The organism is Pseudomonas sp. GD03862, from assembly GCF_029840855.1.
Classification (GTDB): Bacteria; Pseudomonadota; Gammaproteobacteria; order Pseudomonadales; family Pseudomonadaceae; genus Aquipseudomonas; species Aquipseudomonas alloputida.
The window spans coordinates 70,112-87,130 of record NZ_JAOCDI010000016.1 but is presented as its reverse complement, the minus strand read 5'-3'; the positions used below and the strand labels follow the sequence as shown (position 1 = coordinate 87,130).

The following is a 17,019-nucleotide window of genomic DNA, read 5'->3' as shown; positions in this document are numbered from 1 at the left end:
ATGCAACTGCAGCGCATTCGTATCCCGGTTTTTCGCAATCTGCGCGATCTTGATATCGCCTTCGACTCGCACTTGCAGCCTGCTGTGGATGTGGCTGAGGATGCGCCACTAAAACTCATCCGCAGCCACGCACTGATCGGTCAAAATGGCACCGGAAAGTCCAACTTGATCGAGGCGCTGATCACCATCTTCCGCGATGTTGATCTGGATCGTGACGCGGCGTTTGATTACACGTTGGAATACCGCATCCGTGGTCATGCCGTGCGCATCATGGCCAATATTACCAAGCAGAAGCGCCCCTTTGTGTGGGTGGATGATGAAGCGGAAACGCAGGGCTACCTGCTAAAAAACCGCGGACTGCTGCCAGCACATATCTTTGCTTATTATTCGGGCCGTAATGAGCGAATCGAAGCCTTGTTTCAGGAGCATCAGCGCCGCTTTAACCAGCGTCAGGAAATCACTACTGACGAAGTTCTGTCGGAACAGCTATTGGATAACTTTACCGGCTCCGAGGCGGATATCCGAGCGGTGGAAGACGCCAAACGCCGCCGTGAGTCTCGATTGAAGCAGGCAGGTGATGACCGTCTGCGCCGCTTGTTCTACTGTCGTGGTGGTCACAGCCAGTTGGTTTTGCTTGCGTGTTTGCTGTCCGACGACCCGGTGTTTCAGAAGGTTCTCAAGAACCTGCATATCGAATCACTTGAGTCTGCGCTGTTCGTTTTGAAAGAACCGCATCGCTTGCGCGAAAAACGCCGTGGCGGAAAGTTCGACGAACATGAATTGAGCGAAGGCGACCCGCGCTTCTGGTATGCGCGTGGAAATGTCGTGAGTGAGTTTCTCGATAAGCTCTGGCAAGTGGCATGGGCGCCGATTGAGCAAGAGGCTATAAAACAGATTGACTTCCGGGGTCGAACGGAGAATCAAAAGCAGCTTTATTTGTTTGTGCCGTGCCAGGAAAAACTCAAAGAACTGGGCGAATTGGTCGGCAGCACGGACAGCTTTTTCCGCTATGCCGAGGGTGCCTACATCGGTGACCTGATCGACGAAGTGCGCATTACCGTCAAGAAACGCGACGAACACGGCGGAAAAGTTAGCTTCACCCAGCTCTCCGAAGGTGAACTGCAAATGCTCACCGTGCTGGGCTTAATGCGCATCACCCGGGAGGACCATTGCCTATTCCTACTTGATGAGCCGGACACACACCTTAATCCGATTTGGAAGTTGCGCTACTTCGACGATATTGAGGGCGTGCTGACTTCAGACGATGGAGCGCTCATGCAAGGTGAATCGCAAATACTCATCACCACCCACGATCCGATGATGGTGGGTAGCCTCAAACGTGAACAGGTGCACATCCTGCGTCGCAATGCTAATCGCACGGTGGTGGATATCCCTGATGAACACCCACAGGGCATGGGCGTAACAGGGCTGCTCAAAAGCGAATTATTTGGCTTGTCATCCACGCTGGACATTGAAACGGAGCGTCGCCTGTTCCGTCGTAATGAGCTGTTTGTGAGGTCGCCACGCACATCGGCAGAAGAAGCTGAGTTGAGCAGGTTGTCCGCCGAGCTGGCTGATTTGGGCTTTTCCACTGCTGATTTCCGTGATCCGGATTATGCGTTATTCGTTCGCAAGATGGCGCAACATCGTCGATTCCGGAAACCTGTGTTAACACCGGAAGAGCTCGCTGAAAAAGACGCAATTGCTGACTCGATTATCGACGAGATTTTGCGCGAGGAGGCGTCCCAGTGATTTGGATCGACCTCAAAGGCCGACTGCCTACTACAAGTATCCCGAATTGGGACCCAAGCGCCACCACTCAGCAGTGGATTCCCTGGACACAGGAAAGGTGGGATGCATGGTTAACCAAGTCAATACGATTGGTTGCTGAGTTGGCAGAGCTGGACTCAGCGGGTAGACGTGAAGAGCGAAATGCTCTGATCGATGCAAACAGCGGGCACTGGGGAGCACTGAAAGAATGGTTACTGGCTTTGTCAGCTGGGAAGTGCTGGTTCTCAGAGGTCCGTGAGTTGTATTCGCACTATGACGTTGAGCATTTTCGCCCTAAAAAAGAGGCGAAGGCGCTTGATGCCTCTGTGCGTGACGGCTACTGGTGGCTGGCTTTCGATTACATGAATTTCCGCGCCTGCGGCAATGTAGGTAACCGAAAAAAAGGTGGCTGGTTTCCGCTCAGGGATGGGTCCTTGTGTTCATCCTTCGCTGATCCATGTGAGGAGTCTGAAACCCGCTACTTGCTCGATCCAATTGACGACGACGATGTTGATTTGATTGCATTCGACGAAGAGGGAAAAGTTATTCCTATGCCTGGTACATCTGAGTGGGATCAAAAGCGTGTTCAAGAAACAGTTAGTCGACTGAAGCTTAATGATCATGTTCCACTAGCTGAAGAACGTAGAAAGATTTGGCAGAAAGTAGATGGCCTGATTGAAGATTTCAGGACAGCTAAAGCACGGTGTGGTGGTAATAATCCAGCCGCCAAAGCAAAGCTATTAGAAGTACGCGCTCGAATTCGAGAAATGACCAGTCGGACCGCTGAGTTATCAGCCGTGGCTCGCTGGTGCGTGATTTTTCGTAATGAACCGCTTCTTACCAAGCTAGTGAGTTAGCCATGCACAGTTTCCAGTTGGATTCTGATTTAACTGGACAAGAGCTTCAATGTGAATCATCGAGGCAGGAGAGTAGCGCAAGAACGCTTACAGCGATGGGGTTATTTACTGGAAAGTAAAGGCCCTTACGCTTGAGCGTAAGGGCCGTGTATTCGAATCAAAGGGCAGTAATAATTTTAGGGTTGAATCTGATGATTTGGCACCGCATTACTTACCAGGAGCGCTTACTCAAATTAACTGTGTTGAAAAGGTCTCCGCGCGGTCGATCCGAGTCATTGCGACGATGATAGGCGTTCGGGCCAAGTGTCCAGGCGTGATCGATATGCTCAAGATAAGTCTTGAACAACGGGCGCAGCTCTTCCTGAAGGTCGAAGAGGTAATCCTCTTCAAGCATTAGCTCTACTTTGAACTGATCGCCCGTAATGACCTCATCGCTGACGCGCTGCCAGAAGCGGGACTGGCGTTTCCTTTCAGCCTTGTCGAAATCTCTATTGGTAATCACTGCTACGTGACCCTTGTGCTCAGCGAGATAGAGGATTCCAGGTGCAAGCAGGCCTTTGAAATAGGCAGCTTCCAGCAAAGTGATGATACGCTCATCGTGGTCTTGATCCCAAATTACAGCCAGGCGCTGCAGCTCTACAGGGCTATCAGGCGTGGAGATCAAGGGGAGGGAGAGAATGGAGTAGTGAGCGCCGAGCGCACCAACATTCTGTTGCTGGTCGTACTCAGTGCGGAAGAATTCGGAATATTGCGGAAGAGCAACGCGAGAGCTAAAGCGCATCATAAGGCACCAATTTTAGTAAGGGTCAGTTACAACGCTGCTCCTTTCGAGAGCGGCGTAATCGAGATCAATTAAAATTCTTTTTCTTCAACCTTGTCAATGGTTTCTTATAGGCTTGGAAAATCGGCTTCATCCCACCGCAGGTCTGCGCACGGAGAGAAATACGAGCGTTGGGCTTACCCCTCAAGATTTTGTCCAGCCCGGCTTTGGCTTCCTTGATGATACCGTCGATAACGTCGTGAGCCAGGGGGCGTAGTTCTCCACGATGACCCGGCTCTGACGAGCCCGAACAGCAGCTTCAAAGTCTCTCCGATCCATGCTTCACTACCGCCCACCATAGCGCTCAAGGAATGCTCCGTGCCCATCAAAACCGACGTTTGGACCGTTGGATCTGCACCAAAAAAGCTGTACCAAAGCCAATTGCCAAGTGAGCAGCTTTTAGAGGAAATGATCGTCAACTCGCCGAGCATTCTGTCTGAAGAATGGATGCTCATAGGACGGCAGGAGCTTACAGATGCGGGTGGCCGTATTGACCTGCTCGCTGTCGCCCCTGACGGCAGCCTTGTCCTGATTGAGCTCAAACGAGACCGTACGCCGCGCGAGGTGGTTGCTCAAACACTCGATTACGCTGCCTGGGTAGATGGCCTGACGGAAAGCGATATCGCTGCGATTTATCAACGTTTCCGTCCAGGGCAAAGCCTCTCTGTTGACTTCCAGACACGTTTTGGCCGTGTGCTGGATGACGATGAGCTGAATGCCAGCCATCAGTTGATAATCGTCGCCACTGAGTTGGATGCGAGTAGCGAGCGAATCGTGCAATACCTCAGCAAGCGAGACATTCCGATCAACGTGCTCTGCTTCCAAGTCTTTCAAGTAGGCGAGCAACAATTGCTGAGTAGGTCCTGGTTGCTCGATCCAGTGCAGACCCAAGTGAATGCCGCGTCTGTCAGCCATGGGCTGAGTGAGCCTTGGAATGGTGAGTTTTACTGCTCGTTTGGAGACTCGGATTCACGCTCATGGGCCGATGCTATGGAGTTCGGGTTCATATCAGGCGGTGGAGGCTCCTGGTACAGCAAGACGCTCCAGCTGTTGTCCGCGGAGGATCGTGTGTGGATCAATATTCCCCAGCAAGGTTATGTGGGGGTTGGTCGCGTGCTTGGCCCTGCTGTCGCAGCAAAAGAATTCAGGGTGATGAAGGATGGCGAGGAGCGGCCGGTAATGCAGGTCGCGGTCCGCGCCAACTACCACGCCGAATTCATTGATGACCCTGAGCACTGCGAATATTTCGTCCCGATCCGGTGGCTACAAACCGTTCCGGTTAGCCTGGCCGTTCGTGAGATTGGAATGTTCGGGAATCAGAATACGGTTTGCCGGCCCAAGACGCCGAAATGGAGAGCAACTATCGAGCGGTTGAAGGAGCGCTTCCCTCATTTCGATGATATGGCCGCTGGTGAGGTCGTGTAGTGGCGGCCAAGCTTTGGGCTCGACTCGAGCTCAGCGCATCATCCAGCAGAGCTTTACCCAGCGCGCAGAGAGGTTGCCCAGCCCAGATAATCACTGGATTAGTCTCCATCAACCCCTCTATGGTCAGGTCTTGAGCGTACCCCACAAGCTCAGAGGACTGTTCCCGAGCCCGCTCCGGTGGCGGAATTCGGACCATGGTGCCCACGCCGAACGCCGCCGTGATCTACTCCATGAGCAGGTAAGGGATATATGCTGACGTAGGCCTGCCGTCTGAGCCTCGGAGCTATGTCCGCTGATGACGATTTCTGCTCGCCACGGAGTGCAGCGATGGGTTGTGGATTCAACCGGTCTCACTCAGCGATTGAACCCCCATGTTTTTTGTAAACGAAGAACGATAAGCCGCACGGTCAGCAAATAATAATACCGCGTCGCATTGCTGCGTCGATTTAGGCGATGCTCAAGAAACCAAGCCACGTGTTTTTCTGCCATGTCCAAGGCGTCTGTCGCTGCCAGCGCTCCGAGATTTCAGTTTGGATGATTCTCGCCTGCCGCAAATGACGTTGCCTCGTGACGTGTGATCCGGTCAACACGCCAGCCAAGAACAGTTCCATATCGAATGGCTTACTCATGTGCGCCCTCCAATGTAGGTGGCGACCACGTCGATCCGGCCGTGCCCCAGTGCATAACTGATTTGCCTCCGGGCCTCACGATCAAGGTGCCTATCTACCTGGCAACGATTGCCACCACTGATTGGCGCGGGGTGTTGGGTGATCTGCTCGTAGCGCTCACATGCATAGGCCGCTCGTAGCTCGTGAAAGCCTTTGAGGTTGTGTGAATGTAGGATGTCCCGTGCAGGGCGGATGATTTTTTGCAGCAGACTCAGGTAGCTTTCGTGTGGCGCGATCAGGTTGCGGCTGCCCACAGGCGACACCTGCCGTGCAAACGCAAGCGCACCTCGAATATGGTCGTCCACCGCAATCCAACGTGGCGCCGAGGCGCCGGCGCGGCCGCCTTTAGTGCCGTCCTGGATGTTGATCTTGCCAATGTCTCGAGCCTCACGACTTAACCGTGGCAGGTCAGCCAAGACGGCTTCACGCAAGCGCATGCCGGTAGCACGAGCCAAAAGAACAATCGCGGCGGCCCGTAGTTGTTGTTGGTCGCAAAGCGCATCGACGATCTGCTTCACCTGTTCGCGGTCTTCGCCCTGCGGCACCGAGTGTCGAACCCCGGTGCGCTGCATACCCAACGCCTTGCTTGGACTTGGCAATTTCACGCACTGATCACCGCGAAGCGCTGCCATGGTTCTGTTAACGCTGGAGAGCCGGTTTTGTGCGGTGCTGATTGCGAGGGCACCGCGCCCAACCACGTCGCGCAGATACGCCGCATAGTCGGCCAGTACCTTCCGATCAATCTGCCGCGCATCATTGATACCAGGCCCCTGTTCAGAGCGGCACCATTTGACGAATGCTTGCCACCGATCGCTGTGCGCCTTGACGGTCCCGTAATGACCGCCGCCGAATGTGTCTTTCAGCGCCTGCGGACCTGCGTAGCTCAATTGCCTGCCGTAGCCGAAATTACGGCCATCGCGTCTACCCACCAATGCCATGTCGGTCACCTCATCTGCCGTTCTACGATCCACGCCCCACGTCATCCCGCCAAGAATGCTGAGTGTTATCAGGGATCAAGGCCCCTGCGACCTGTGGGGATGTCCTCTAGCGCGGGACTGGCGGCTCCTTACGTCCGGGAGCAAGGGCATCTCATGATCTGGCCTCCTGAACACCGTTACCGGTGGGCGGGTGGAGGCTGCATTGGCTGACGAGACCAGTGCCGCGAGATCCTGAGCCAGGTGCAAGCAGCAATGCGATGACCGGGGCATGCCTGACTGTCAGTCAGGTGCAGTCCATTCCGTGGTCTGCGGCACCATCATCTACAGCGCTGTTGCTGGTGACATCGGCGTTTGTCACGCCGATTGTCACGAGGGGGAACGCCGCAAAGCCATGTGCGATCAGGGCTGCAGCAGTGGTAGAAGTGCCCGTCTCTTTCCAAGAGAAAGAGACGGGCACAGGTTGGCGCAATATTCGGCCAAGCGGATAGGTTGCTGCAGGGCAGCGAGGTACGGTGTAACTGGCGCACCAGCGCCATATGTGTAAGAGCATCCATCACGTGGGTAGTGACCGGGCGAGCTGCCGGATGCGAATCGCCCTTGGGAAGAACCACCGCGTGAGCGGCGTGACCTTCAAGGTTCGGGTCACCTGGGGTGCTGTCATCGACAGCGCTTGCACGGTCAGTTCTACGCCTGTGGATAAACCCGGTCAACGGCCGAAATTCAGCGCTCTTGGGGGCGTGAAAAGCGGTTATCCATCGGTGGAGTTCTGTGGTAAATCCCGGACAAAGTCGTGGCTTTTAGCTCTTCAAAGTGAGGTCCATCCAAACAGGGCGGCTTTGCAGCCCTGTTTGGATGGACCCGTGTTAAAAAACGGATAAGCGAAGCTGCCTGCCCCGAATCTTGAGCGCTCAAAGGTTGCTGCTGCCGTTCTTGCGCTGTACAGAGCTAGCGGATCGGCACCACGTTCTTGTCTCTGACTTGGCCGTATGCAGAGGCGAGCAGGCTGCCGGTCGCGGCTTTCTGGATATACTCACTCCACCAAGCCATCATCGGTCGCCGACGCTCAATGTAATCGGCTCGGTTGTAGGCGCTGCGCACCTCATCCTTGTCGACATGCGCCAGTGCGACCTCAATGAGTTCCGGGTCCCACCCATGTTCATTCAAGATGGTGCTGGCCATCGAACGCATGCCGTGGCTGACCAACCGATCCTGGAAGCCCATGCGCTTCAACGCCATGTTGGCCGTTTGGCTATTGGCGTGGGTGCGCGGATTTCTGTCTGCCGGGAAGACGTATTCCCGATGGCCACTGTGAGACTTCAGTATCTCCAGCAATGACATGGCTTGATCGCTCAACGGGATGCTGTGCGGGCGGCGCTTCTTCATCCTCTCAGATGGAATGGTCCAGACACGCCTTTCAAAATCGATGTCTGCCCAACGAGTAGTCGCCGCCTCGGCTGGGCGAGTCATGGTGTGCAACTGCCATTCGATCAGGCAGCGGGTCGTGCGCTTGATGCTGGCGTTCGCTATTTCCAGCATGAGTTCAGGAAGCTCCTCGGGTGGTAGCGCCGCCATGTTTTCTTTCTTCGGCTTCTTGAATACCGCCCGAATCCCGCTGAGCGGGTTCGCGAAAATCATTCCCGAATTGACCCCATAGGTCATGATCTCGTTGAGGCGCTGGCTAAGCCGCTTCACGGTTTCCAAGCTGCCTTTGGCTTCGATGGGTCGAAGGATCTTGATCACCATCGGTGCGCTCACTTCCGAGATCGGAGTCGATTTCATGCTTGGGAAAACGTGCAGCGTGAGTGAGCGCCAGATGTCCTCAGCATAGGCCGGCGTGACCGAGTCCTTTTTCAGCTCGAACCAGGCGGTAGCTACTTTCTCGAACGTATGTTCCGTTTCGGCTAGCTTGGCCTGTGCGAGATCATTGCGCTGAGCTTTGGGATCGATCCCCTGTGCAAGTACTTCCCTTGCTTCAACCGCTTTCCGCCGAGCTTGCGCCAGAGAGACCTCTGGATAGGAGCCGAGCGCCATGTTGATTCGATTCTTGGTGACCGGATGCCTGTAGTTGAAATTCCACTGCATCGAGCGATTGACCCGGACTCGGAGCTGGAGGCCGTCGCCATCCGTGAGGACATAGTCCTTGTCTTTGGGCTTGACCGCCTTGAGCTGGCGGTCGGAGAGGCGAGCTGTTTGAGCGCACATGGGAGAAGCTCCATGACACCTTTTGGTATTCCCAAGATTAGCTCCAGGTAGACTGGAATACCACCGGGAATACCGGGATGGCTGGAACTCAAAAAACCGTTGTGGTCTTCAAAAGAGCAGTAAACCCTTGATTTCACTGCCTTCCAGGCACAAAAAAAGACGTCCGTGGACGTCTTTGATTGATCATTTGGTGGAGCCGGGGGGATTTGAACCCCCGTCCGCCAGTACTCCGCTGTCGGTACTACATGCTTAGCCGTGTCTACTGATTTAATCCGCAGCCGCCCGACGGGCAGGGTGCTTTGGATGAGTTGTGTAAGTTTTAGTCACTTCGCCCACAACGTGCTACGCGACGATCCTGTTCTGTATGACAATCATTTCGGGTTTACAGGCATCCCCTAGTGATTGCTGGAGCCGAAGCTACCAGAAGCAAAGGTCACTTACGCTGCGAGAGCGTAGGATTCCTCGCCGTAGGTTTCGTCATTGGCAACTATAGAAGTTGCAACAGTGGATTTACGAGTTCTGTTACCAACTCGGCATGCACCTAGAGTTTCGCTACCGGCGTCGAATCCTAATCGGCCCCGCACTAGCTCTTGGCTAACGCACCTTGCGGCGCGTAGGACGGAGTATACGCCATTGCGCGGGCGACGTCGACAGCCGGTCCAGTCGCCCGCTTTTGGGCTCACGCGCCGCCGCCGCTGCTGCTGCCTTTCTCGGTTTTTTCCAGGCGTTCCAGGACTTTGCTGGTAATGGCAATGCATTCCTTGGTGTCGCCCGAGGCCTGGGCGGCCTTGGCTTTGTCGACGTGCTCGGTGATGGCTTTGTCCAGGCCCTCGGAGGTGGCGCCGGCGGTGGCCATGCTGTCGTCGATCTTTTGCAGGTTGGCGGTGCAGAGGTCATCGGCGGCGAACACCGGCGAAGCCAGCAGGGTGGCGGCCGCGAACAGGGCCGAAAGTGCGGTACCTTTCATGGGTGTCTCCTCTGGGGCCTCTGGAAGGTGGGCCTGTAAGGTGGACTGCGGGGGATTGGCGGGGGTTCAATCGGGATGTGGCGGGGCGATATTGAGGTGGGGATGGCACCGGCGTTGCCGGTGTTCGCGGGTGAACCCGCGGATACGGCGGGCTGTGTAAAACCACCGATGTGTGGGCGCCACCAATCGGTGTAGGGGCGGGTTTACCCGCGAATGCGGTGGTGGCTGCGACGGTGGACGACGGGTAGAGATTGGCCAGCAGGGCCGGCCTCTTCGCGGGTGAACCCGCTCCTACGGGGGGGGCTGTGTACAACCACTGATGTGTGGGCACCACCAATCTGCGTAGGAGCGGGTTTACCCGCGAATACGGTGGTGGCTGCGACGGTGAGCGGCGGGTGGGGATTGGCCAGCAGGGCCGGCCTCTTCGCGGGTAAACCCGCTCCTACACAGCGCTCCCCACCTATATCAACGCGTTAGAGGCTGCGTGGCCGGGTGACGCGGTCTACCAGGTAAACCAGGCCGTGGTAGTCGATGCCGCTGTGGCTCGACAGGCCAATCTCGCAGGTGCGGCTGGTGGAAATACCTTCGCTGCAATACTGCACGGCGTCCTTCAGGCTGCGCAGCGAGTGGGCGTTCAACTCGGGGGTGGTAAAGCCTTTGTCACCGGCAAACCCGCAGCAGTGAATGCCTTCCGGGATCACCACTTGTTTGCTGCAACGCCGCGCCAGGTCGATCAAGGCCTGGCTTTCGCCCAGGTGCTGGGTGCTGCAGGTCACGTGCACGGCTACCGGTTCGTCCTGGGGGGTGAACTCCAGTCGGTCAAGCAGGTGGGTGCGGATGAAGCGCACCGGGTCGTACAGGTCCAGCCGGGTGTCGCCCAAGTCCTGCACCAGGCGCAGGGTGCAGGGGCTGGTGTCGCAATAGATCGGGTCGAGGCCGCCGCGGCTGGCGTGCAGCAGGGCGGTGATCAGCTCCTGGCGTTTGTGTTCGGCCTGCTCGGGGTAGCCCTTGGAGGCGAACGGTTGGCCGCAGCACAGGCTGTCGGCGTTGTCGGGGAACACCACCTGGTAACCGGCCTTTTCCAGCAGGGCGCGGGTTTTGTCCAGCAGCGAGCTTTGCTCGCGGTCGGCATAGGCCGGGCCCATTACCCGGGAAACGCAGGCGGCCAGGTACACCACGCGGGGGCGGGCGTCGTTGCTGGTCGCGCCGAAGGCCAGCGGGCGCAGCGGTTGCGGCATGGCCGGGGTCCATTGGGGCAGGCGGCCTTTGCTGGCTTTACTCAGCGAAGCGCTCAGGCGGCCCAGGCGCGGGGCGCCTAGCAGCTTGCGTGCGGTATTGGCGGCGGTCAGGGTCAGGCGCGCACCGCTTAGGGCGGTGTGGAAATGCTCGGCCAGCCAGTCGGCGGTTTTAGCGTGGTCGGCGGCCTGGCTGCGCAGTTTCTTCACCAGCTCGCCGGTGTTGATGCCGACCGGGCAGCGCTGGGCGCACAGGCCGGTAGCGGCGCAGGTGTCGATGCCCTGGTACTGGTAGCTTTGCATCAGTTCACGGGTATCGATGCCGGCGCGTTGCTTGGCCTGGATGTCACGCCACATGACGATGCGCTGGCGCGGGCTGAGGGTCAGGCCCTTGGACGGGCACACCGGTTCGCAAAAGCCGCACTCGATGCACTTGTCGACGATTTCGTCGGCGGCAGGCAGCGGCTTGAGGTTTTTCAGGTGGATGTCCGGGTCGTCGCTCAATACCACGTCGGGGTTGAGGATGCCGTTGGGGTCGAGCAGGCGCTTGAGCTTCCACATCAGCTGGTAGGCGTCGTGCCCCCACTCCAGCTCCACGAAGGGCGCCATGTTGCGCCCGGTGCCGTGCTCGGCCTTGAGCGAGCCGCCAAACTCCACCGCCACCAGTTGCGCCACGTCGTCCATGAACGCCTGGTAACGGGCGACTTCTTCGGCGCTGTTGAAACCTTGGGTAAAGACGAAGTGCAGGTTGCCTTCCAGCGCGTGGCCGAAAATGATCGCTTCGTCATAGTGATGCTTGTCGAACAGCTGGATCAGGCGGTTGACGCCTTCGGCCAGTTGCTCGACGGGGAAGGTCACGTCTTCGATGATGACCGTGGTGCCGGTCTGGCGCACGGCACCGACGGCGGGGAAGGTGTCCTTGCGGATTTTCCACAGCTGGTTGTACACGGCCGGGTCTTCGCTGAAGTCCACCTGCTGTTCCAGCGGGAAGTCGGCGATCGAGGCCATGATCTGCTGCAGTTGCTCGTGCAGCAGGCTCTGGCTGGCGGCGCGGGATTCGATGAGCAGGGCGCAGGCATTGTCCGACAGGCCTTTTACCCACAGCGGCATGCCGGGCATGTTCTGCACCGAGCGCAGGCTGCGGCGGTCGAGCAGTTCCACGGCCGAGACCGGCTGCTGCTTGAGCACGGGTACCGCGCGGCAGCAGCTTTCGACGCTGGGGAACACCAGCAGGGCGCTGGCCTTGTGCGGGTGGTCGGGCACGGTGTCGTACGTGACGGCGCTGATGAAGCCCAGGGTGCCTTCGGAGCCGACCAGCAGGTGCTGCAGGATGTCCAGCGGCTGGTCGTAGTCCACCAGTGCGTTCAGTGACAGGCCTGTGGTGTTCTTCAGCCGGTATTTGTGCCGGATGCGCTCGGCCAGCGCGGTGTTGGCGCGGGTTTCGCGGCCCAGGCGGGCCAGTGCCTCCAGCAGCTCGGCGTGGCTGCTTTCGAAGGCGGCGACGCTGGCCGGGTCTTCGCTGTCCAGGCGGGTGCCGTCGGCCAGCACCAGGCGCAGGCCCGCCAGGGTGTGGTAGGTGTTCTGAGCGGTGCCGCAGCACATGCCACTGGCGTTGTTGGCGACGATGCCGCCGATCTTGCAGGCGTTGATCGAGGCCGGGTCGGGGCCGATCTTGCGCCCGAAGGGGGCCAGCCAGGCGTTGGCCTGGGCGCCGATCACGCCGGGTTGCAGGCGAATCTGCTCGCCCTGGCGACGGATTTCGCGGCCGTTCCAGTTATCGCCGAGCACGATCAGCACCGAGTCGCTGATGGCCTGGCCAGACAGGCTGGTGCCGGCAGCGCGGAAGGTGACCGGCACCCGCTCGCGCTGGGCCAGTTTGATCAGGCCGACCACCTCGTCCTCGGACTCGACGCGCACCACCAGCTTGGGGATCAAGCGGTAGAAGCTGGCGTCGGTGCCGAAGGCCAGGGTGGAGGTGGGGTCGTCGAAGCGGCGTTCGGCGGGGATCAGGCGCTCGGCATCACGCAGGAACGCGGCGGGCAGGCTCATGCAGTCTCCTCGCGGGGCTGTGGCGTCTGTGCGCTACATGCCCCGGGTCATTCAGGCGGTGGTTCTTGCAGGCGTTCAGGCGCCCAGTTCGCGTACCAGCGAGTCGCGGGTGATCTCGCTGATCGACTTGGCACCGGTCAGCACCATGGCCACGCGCATTTCCTTTTCGAACAGCTCAAGCAGGTTTTTCACGCCGGCCTGGCCATGCACGGCAAGGGCATAGAGGAAGGCGCGGCCGATCAGTACGGTGTCGGCACCCAGGGCGATCATGCGCACCACGTCCAGGCCACTGCGAATGCCCGAGTCGGCCAGAATCTTCAGGTCGCCTTTGACCGCGTCGGCAATGGCCGGCAGGGCGCGGGCACTGGACAGCACGCCGTCGAGCTGGCGGCCGCCGTGGTTGGACACCACGATACCGTCGGCACCGAACTTGACCGCATCGCGGGCGTCATCGGCATCGAGAATGCCTTTGATGATCATCGGGCCGTCCCAGAACTCGCGGATCCACTCCAGGTCTTTCCAGGAAATGGACGGGTCGAAGTTGTTGCCCAGCCAGCCGATGTAGTCGGCAAGGCCGGTGGGGTTGCCACGGTATTTGGAGATGTTGCCCAGGTCATGCGGGCGGCCCATCACGCCCACGTCCCATGCCCACTCGGGGTGGGTCATGGCTTGCAGCACGCGGCGCAGCGGGCCGTTCTTGCCGCTCATGCCAGAGTGGGCGTCGCGGTAGCGAGCGCCGGGTACGGGCATGTCCACGGTGAACACCAGGGTTTTGACGCCGGCGGCCTTGGCCCGCTCCAGGGCATTACGCATGAAGCCGCGGTCCTTGAGCACATACAGCTGGAACCACATCGGCCGGTCGATGGCGGGCGCCACTTCTTCGATCGGGCACACCGACACGGTAGACATGGTGAACGGGATGCCATGGGCCGCCGCTGCGCGTGCGGCCTGCACTTCGCCACGGCGGGCGTACATGCCGGTGAGGCCGACCGGGGCCAGGGCCACCGGCATGCTCAGGGTTTCGTCGAACAGCTTGGTTTCCAGGCTGAGCTCGGACATGTTGTTCAGCACGCGCTGGCGCAGGGCGATGCCGGCCAGGTCCGAGACGTTGTGGCGCAGGGTGTGCTCGGCGTAGGCGCCGCCGTCAGCGTAGTGGAACAGGAAGGGGGGCAGCTTGCGTTGGGCCGCGGCGCGATAGTCGGTAGAGGCAGAAATGATCATGGATTCTCGCAGCGTTGCTTGTGGGAGTGCCGGGCGCGCGACGGCGCCCGGCCCCTTTCACTTTAGTGATGAACCAGCATGCCGGTCAGCCAGTAAGCCTGGATCAGGGTGATCAGGCCGACGATGGTGGCGAAGAACAGGCTGTGCTTGACGGTGAAGCGGAACAGGTCGGATTCCTTGCCGACCAGGCCGGTAGCGGCGCAGGCCACGGCGATCGATTGCGGCGAGATCATCTTGCCGGTTACGCCGCCGCTGGTGTTGGCCGCCACCAGCAGGGTGTCGTTGACCCCGATCTGGTGCGCGGTGGTGGCCTGCAGCGAGCTGAACAGGGCGTTGGACGAGGTGTCCGAGCCGGTCAGGAACACGCCCAGCCAGCCGAGGAACGGCGAGAAGAACGGGAACGCGGCGCCGGTACCGGCCAGCACCAGGGCCATGGTCGAGGACATGCCCGAGTAGTTGGTGACGAAGGCGAAGGCCAACACCATGCCGATCGACAGAATCGGCCAGCGCAGTTCCCAGAAGGTTTCTTTGAAAGTGGTAAGACCAGTTTTGAAGTTGATCTTCAACACCGCCATCGAGATCAGCGCCGAGAGGAAGATCGCGGTGCCGGTGGCGGAGATCGGGTCCAGCTTGAACACCGCCGGCATGGCGGTCGGCGCGGCAACGATCGGTGCGGTCTTGATCACCAGCTGGTCGAGGTGCGGGATGGCGAAGTTGAACACGAAGTTGTACATCGCGCCGCCCGGAGCGAAAGCCGCCTTGAACGGCTTCAGGGTCCAGATGGTGACCAGCACGGTGAGGATCAGGAACGGCGACCAGGCCTTGAAGATCTCGCCAAAGCTGTACGGGCTAGGCTGGCTGCCGCTTGGCTGCACAACGGCTGCGCCGACACTGCCTTTGGCCTCGCTGAACGCACGCTTGGGCTGCCAGACTTTCAGGAACAGGGTAAGGCAGATCAGGCTGGCCAGTGCCGAGGTGATGTCTGGCAGTTCCGGGCCGATGAAGTTCGAGGTGAAGTACTGGGTGACGGCAAAGCTCAGGCCGGCAACCAGGGCGGCAGGCCAGGTTTCCTTCACGCCACGCAGGCCGTCCATCATGAACACCAGCCAGAACGGCACGAACAGCGACAGCAGCGGCAGCTGGCGGCCGGTCATGGCGCCGATGTGGAAGGCGTCGATACCGGTGACCTGGCCGGCCACGATGATCGGGATGCCCAGGGCGCCGAAGGCCACTGGCGCGGTGTTGGCGATCAGGCACAGGCCGGCAGCGTACAGCGGGTTGAAGCCCAGGCCCACCAGCAGTGCGGCAGTGATGGCCACCGGTGCGCCAAAGCCTGCCGCACCTTCGAGGAAGGCGCCGAAGCAGAAGCCGATCAGCAGCACTTGCAGGCGCTGGTCGTCGGTAATCGACAGCACCGAGCTGCGGATCACTTCGAACTGGCCGCTCTTGACCGTGAGTTTGTACAGGAACACCGCGGCAACGATGATCCAGGCAATTGGCCAGAGGCCATAGAGGAAGCCGTAACCCGCGGCGGCGAGGGCCATGTCGACAGGCATCTGGAAGGCGAAGATCGCCACCAGGATCGACAGCGCGAGGGTGATGCTGCCCGCTACGTGGCCCTTGAGGCGGAACACGGCGAGGGCCAGGAAGAAGAACACGATGGGGATGACCGCCGCCAGTGCGGACAGGCCGAGACTACCAAGCGGGCTATAGAGTTGTTGCCAGGTTTGCATATGGGGTGGCCCCTAATTGTTGTTGGTCAGGCACTGGCATTGGATAATTGGTAAGACCAATTTACAATGGCTGGACGCTAGGTTAAAAGCGCTGCCGTGGGTGTGTCAATTTGTCCTGTGCAAAACTTTGGTCGCGTACCGATGAGCGGGCATCTGATGTGCTGGGAAAATCGCGGCTTGATGGGTGTTTGCGTGGCCTGGATCGGCGAGAATAGACACCCCCTGAAATTTGCCGGGGGTTTGTGGAGAGCATGTGATGGTTTTTGATCAGGTACGCCAACGGCGCCTGTCCGACGACATTGTCGATCGGCTGGAAGGGATGATTCTGGAAGGCACGCTGACCTCGGGGCAGCGGCTGCCGGCCGAGCGCGTCCTGGCCGAGCAGTTTGGTGTGTCCCGCCCGTCACTGCGTGAGGCGATCCAGAAGCTGGTGGCCAAGGGGCTGCTGGTCAGCCGGCAGGGCGGGGGCAATTTTGTGGCGGAGTCGTTGGGGTCCACCTTCAGCGACCCGTTGCTGCAGTTGCTCGAGCACAGTGCCGAAGCGCAGCGTGACCTGCTCGAGTTCCGCCATACCCTGGAGGCGTCCTGCGCCTATTACGCTGCCCAGCGTGCCACCGAGCCGGACCGGGCACGGTTGAAGGCGGCCTTCGATGCGCTGCAGGACTGCTATGCCAGGGTCGATGAGGTGACCCGTGCGGAAGAGGGCGCGGCTGATGCGCGCTTCCACCTGGCGATCGCCGAGGCCAGTCATAACGCGGTGTTGCTGCACACCATCCGGGGGCTGTTCGACCTGCTCAAGCGTAACGTGGTGACCAACATCGGCGGCATGTACCAGCAGCGTACCGAAACCCGGGACATGCTGATCAGTCAGCACCGGGAGCTGTACCTGGCGATTGTCGAGGGCAGGGCGGAGGATGCGCGAGAGGTGTCCAGCCGGCACATTTTGTATGTGCAGGAGGTGCTGCATGAGGCGCACGAAGAAGCGCAGCGGGTGGCGCGGGCAGAGCGGCGCAGCGGGCGCTGAAACTTTTATGGGCAGTACCGGCCTCTTCGCGGGCAAGCCCGCTCCCACAGGATAGGCGCCGGGCTTGAATCTGGTGCCATTCCTGTGGGGCGGGCGTGCCCGCGAAGAGG

The 17,019-nt window shown here is 59.4% G+C and carries 11 protein-coding genes, 1 other RNA gene and 2 pseudogenes; 4 read left to right on the top strand and 10 right to left on the bottom strand.

The annotated features are described in order from the left end of the window. Both N5D53_RS13005 and N5D53_RS13000 read left to right on the top strand, forming a co-directional pair. Entirely contained in the window at positions 1-1,752 is a 1,752-nt protein-coding gene (locus N5D53_RS13005; RefSeq protein WP_019438959.1) for an AAA family ATPase, read from the top strand. Then, on the top strand, positions 1,749-2,627 hold the full coding sequence (locus tag N5D53_RS13000) for a hypothetical protein (protein WP_174369812.1): 879 nt from the start codon (positions 1,749-1,751) through the stop codon (positions 2,625-2,627). Before N5D53_RS13005 ends, N5D53_RS13000 begins: the two co-directional genes overlap by 4 nt. 211 nt (positions 2,628-2,838) lie before the next feature. Here N5D53_RS13000 and N5D53_RS12995 read toward each other — a convergent pair whose 3' ends face one another. Beyond that, positions 2,839-3,408: a hypothetical protein gene (locus N5D53_RS12995; protein ID WP_279840409.1), complete on the bottom strand. Its 570-nt coding sequence runs from the start codon at positions 3,406-3,408 to the stop codon at positions 2,839-2,841. A 357-nt stretch (positions 3,409-3,765) separates the two neighbouring features. On the opposite strand from N5D53_RS12995, the gene N5D53_RS12990 reads away from it, so the two are divergent. Next, positions 3,766-4,872, top strand: a complete 1,107-nt coding sequence (locus N5D53_RS12990) for an endonuclease NucS domain-containing protein (RefSeq protein ID WP_279840408.1) — start codon at positions 3,766-3,768, stop codon at positions 4,870-4,872. Here N5D53_RS12990 and N5D53_RS12985 read toward each other — a convergent pair. The 9 genes and pseudogenes from N5D53_RS12985 to N5D53_RS12945 form a co-directional block, all read right to left on the bottom strand. Then, positions 4,808-5,053 (bottom strand): annotated as a pseudogene (locus N5D53_RS12985) (hypothetical protein); the annotation flags it as partial. The gene N5D53_RS12990 and the pseudogene N5D53_RS12985 overlap by 65 nt on opposite strands. Positions 5,054-5,226: 173 nt before the next feature. Beyond that, positions 5,227-5,501 (bottom strand): annotated as a pseudogene (locus tag N5D53_RS12980) (hypothetical protein). After that, positions 5,498-6,478 carry an integrase domain-containing protein gene (locus N5D53_RS12975; RefSeq protein ID WP_019438964.1) on the bottom strand — a complete coding sequence of 327 codons (981 nt, stop codon included), beginning with the start codon at positions 6,476-6,478 and terminating at the stop codon, positions 5,498-5,500. Before N5D53_RS12975 ends, N5D53_RS12980 begins: the two are co-directional and overlap by 4 nt. A 945-nt stretch (positions 6,479-7,423) precedes the next feature. Then, on the bottom strand, positions 7,424-8,680 hold the full coding sequence (locus N5D53_RS12970; RefSeq protein ID WP_019438965.1) for an integrase domain-containing protein: 1,257 nt from the start codon (positions 8,678-8,680) through the stop codon (positions 7,424-7,426). A 188-nt stretch (positions 8,681-8,868) separates the two neighbouring features. Beyond that, positions 8,869-9,260, bottom strand: a transfer-messenger RNA (tmRNA) gene (gene ssrA / locus N5D53_RS12965). Between the two features lie 99 nt (positions 9,261-9,359). Next, positions 9,360-9,647: a hypothetical protein gene (locus N5D53_RS12960; RefSeq protein WP_279840407.1), complete on the bottom strand. Its 288-nt coding sequence runs from the start codon at positions 9,645-9,647 to the stop codon at positions 9,360-9,362. A gap of 473 nt (positions 9,648-10,120) precedes the next feature. Continuing rightward, entirely contained in the window at positions 10,121-12,931 is a 2,811-nt protein-coding gene (locus N5D53_RS12955; RefSeq protein ID WP_014754484.1) for an FAD-binding and (Fe-S)-binding domain-containing protein, read from the bottom strand. 75 nt (positions 12,932-13,006) lie between these two features. Further along, positions 13,007-14,152, bottom strand: a complete 1,146-nt coding sequence (lldD, locus tag N5D53_RS12950) for an FMN-dependent L-lactate dehydrogenase LldD (RefSeq protein WP_021784340.1) — start codon at positions 14,150-14,152, stop codon at positions 13,007-13,009. Positions 14,153-14,214: 62 nt separating this feature from the next. Continuing rightward, positions 14,215-15,885 carry a lactate permease LctP family transporter gene (locus N5D53_RS12945; RefSeq protein WP_003249910.1) on the bottom strand — a complete coding sequence of 557 codons (1,671 nt, stop codon included), beginning with the start codon at positions 15,883-15,885 and terminating at the stop codon, positions 14,215-14,217. A 256-nt stretch (positions 15,886-16,141) separates the two neighbouring features. Here N5D53_RS12945 and N5D53_RS12940 point away from each other — a divergent pair, with 256 nt between their 5' ends. Beyond that, positions 16,142-16,909 carry an FCD domain-containing protein gene (locus tag N5D53_RS12940; protein WP_010955371.1) on the top strand — a complete coding sequence of 256 codons (768 nt, stop codon included), beginning with the start codon at positions 16,142-16,144 and terminating at the stop codon, positions 16,907-16,909. Positions 16,910-17,019 lie beyond the last annotated feature (110 nt).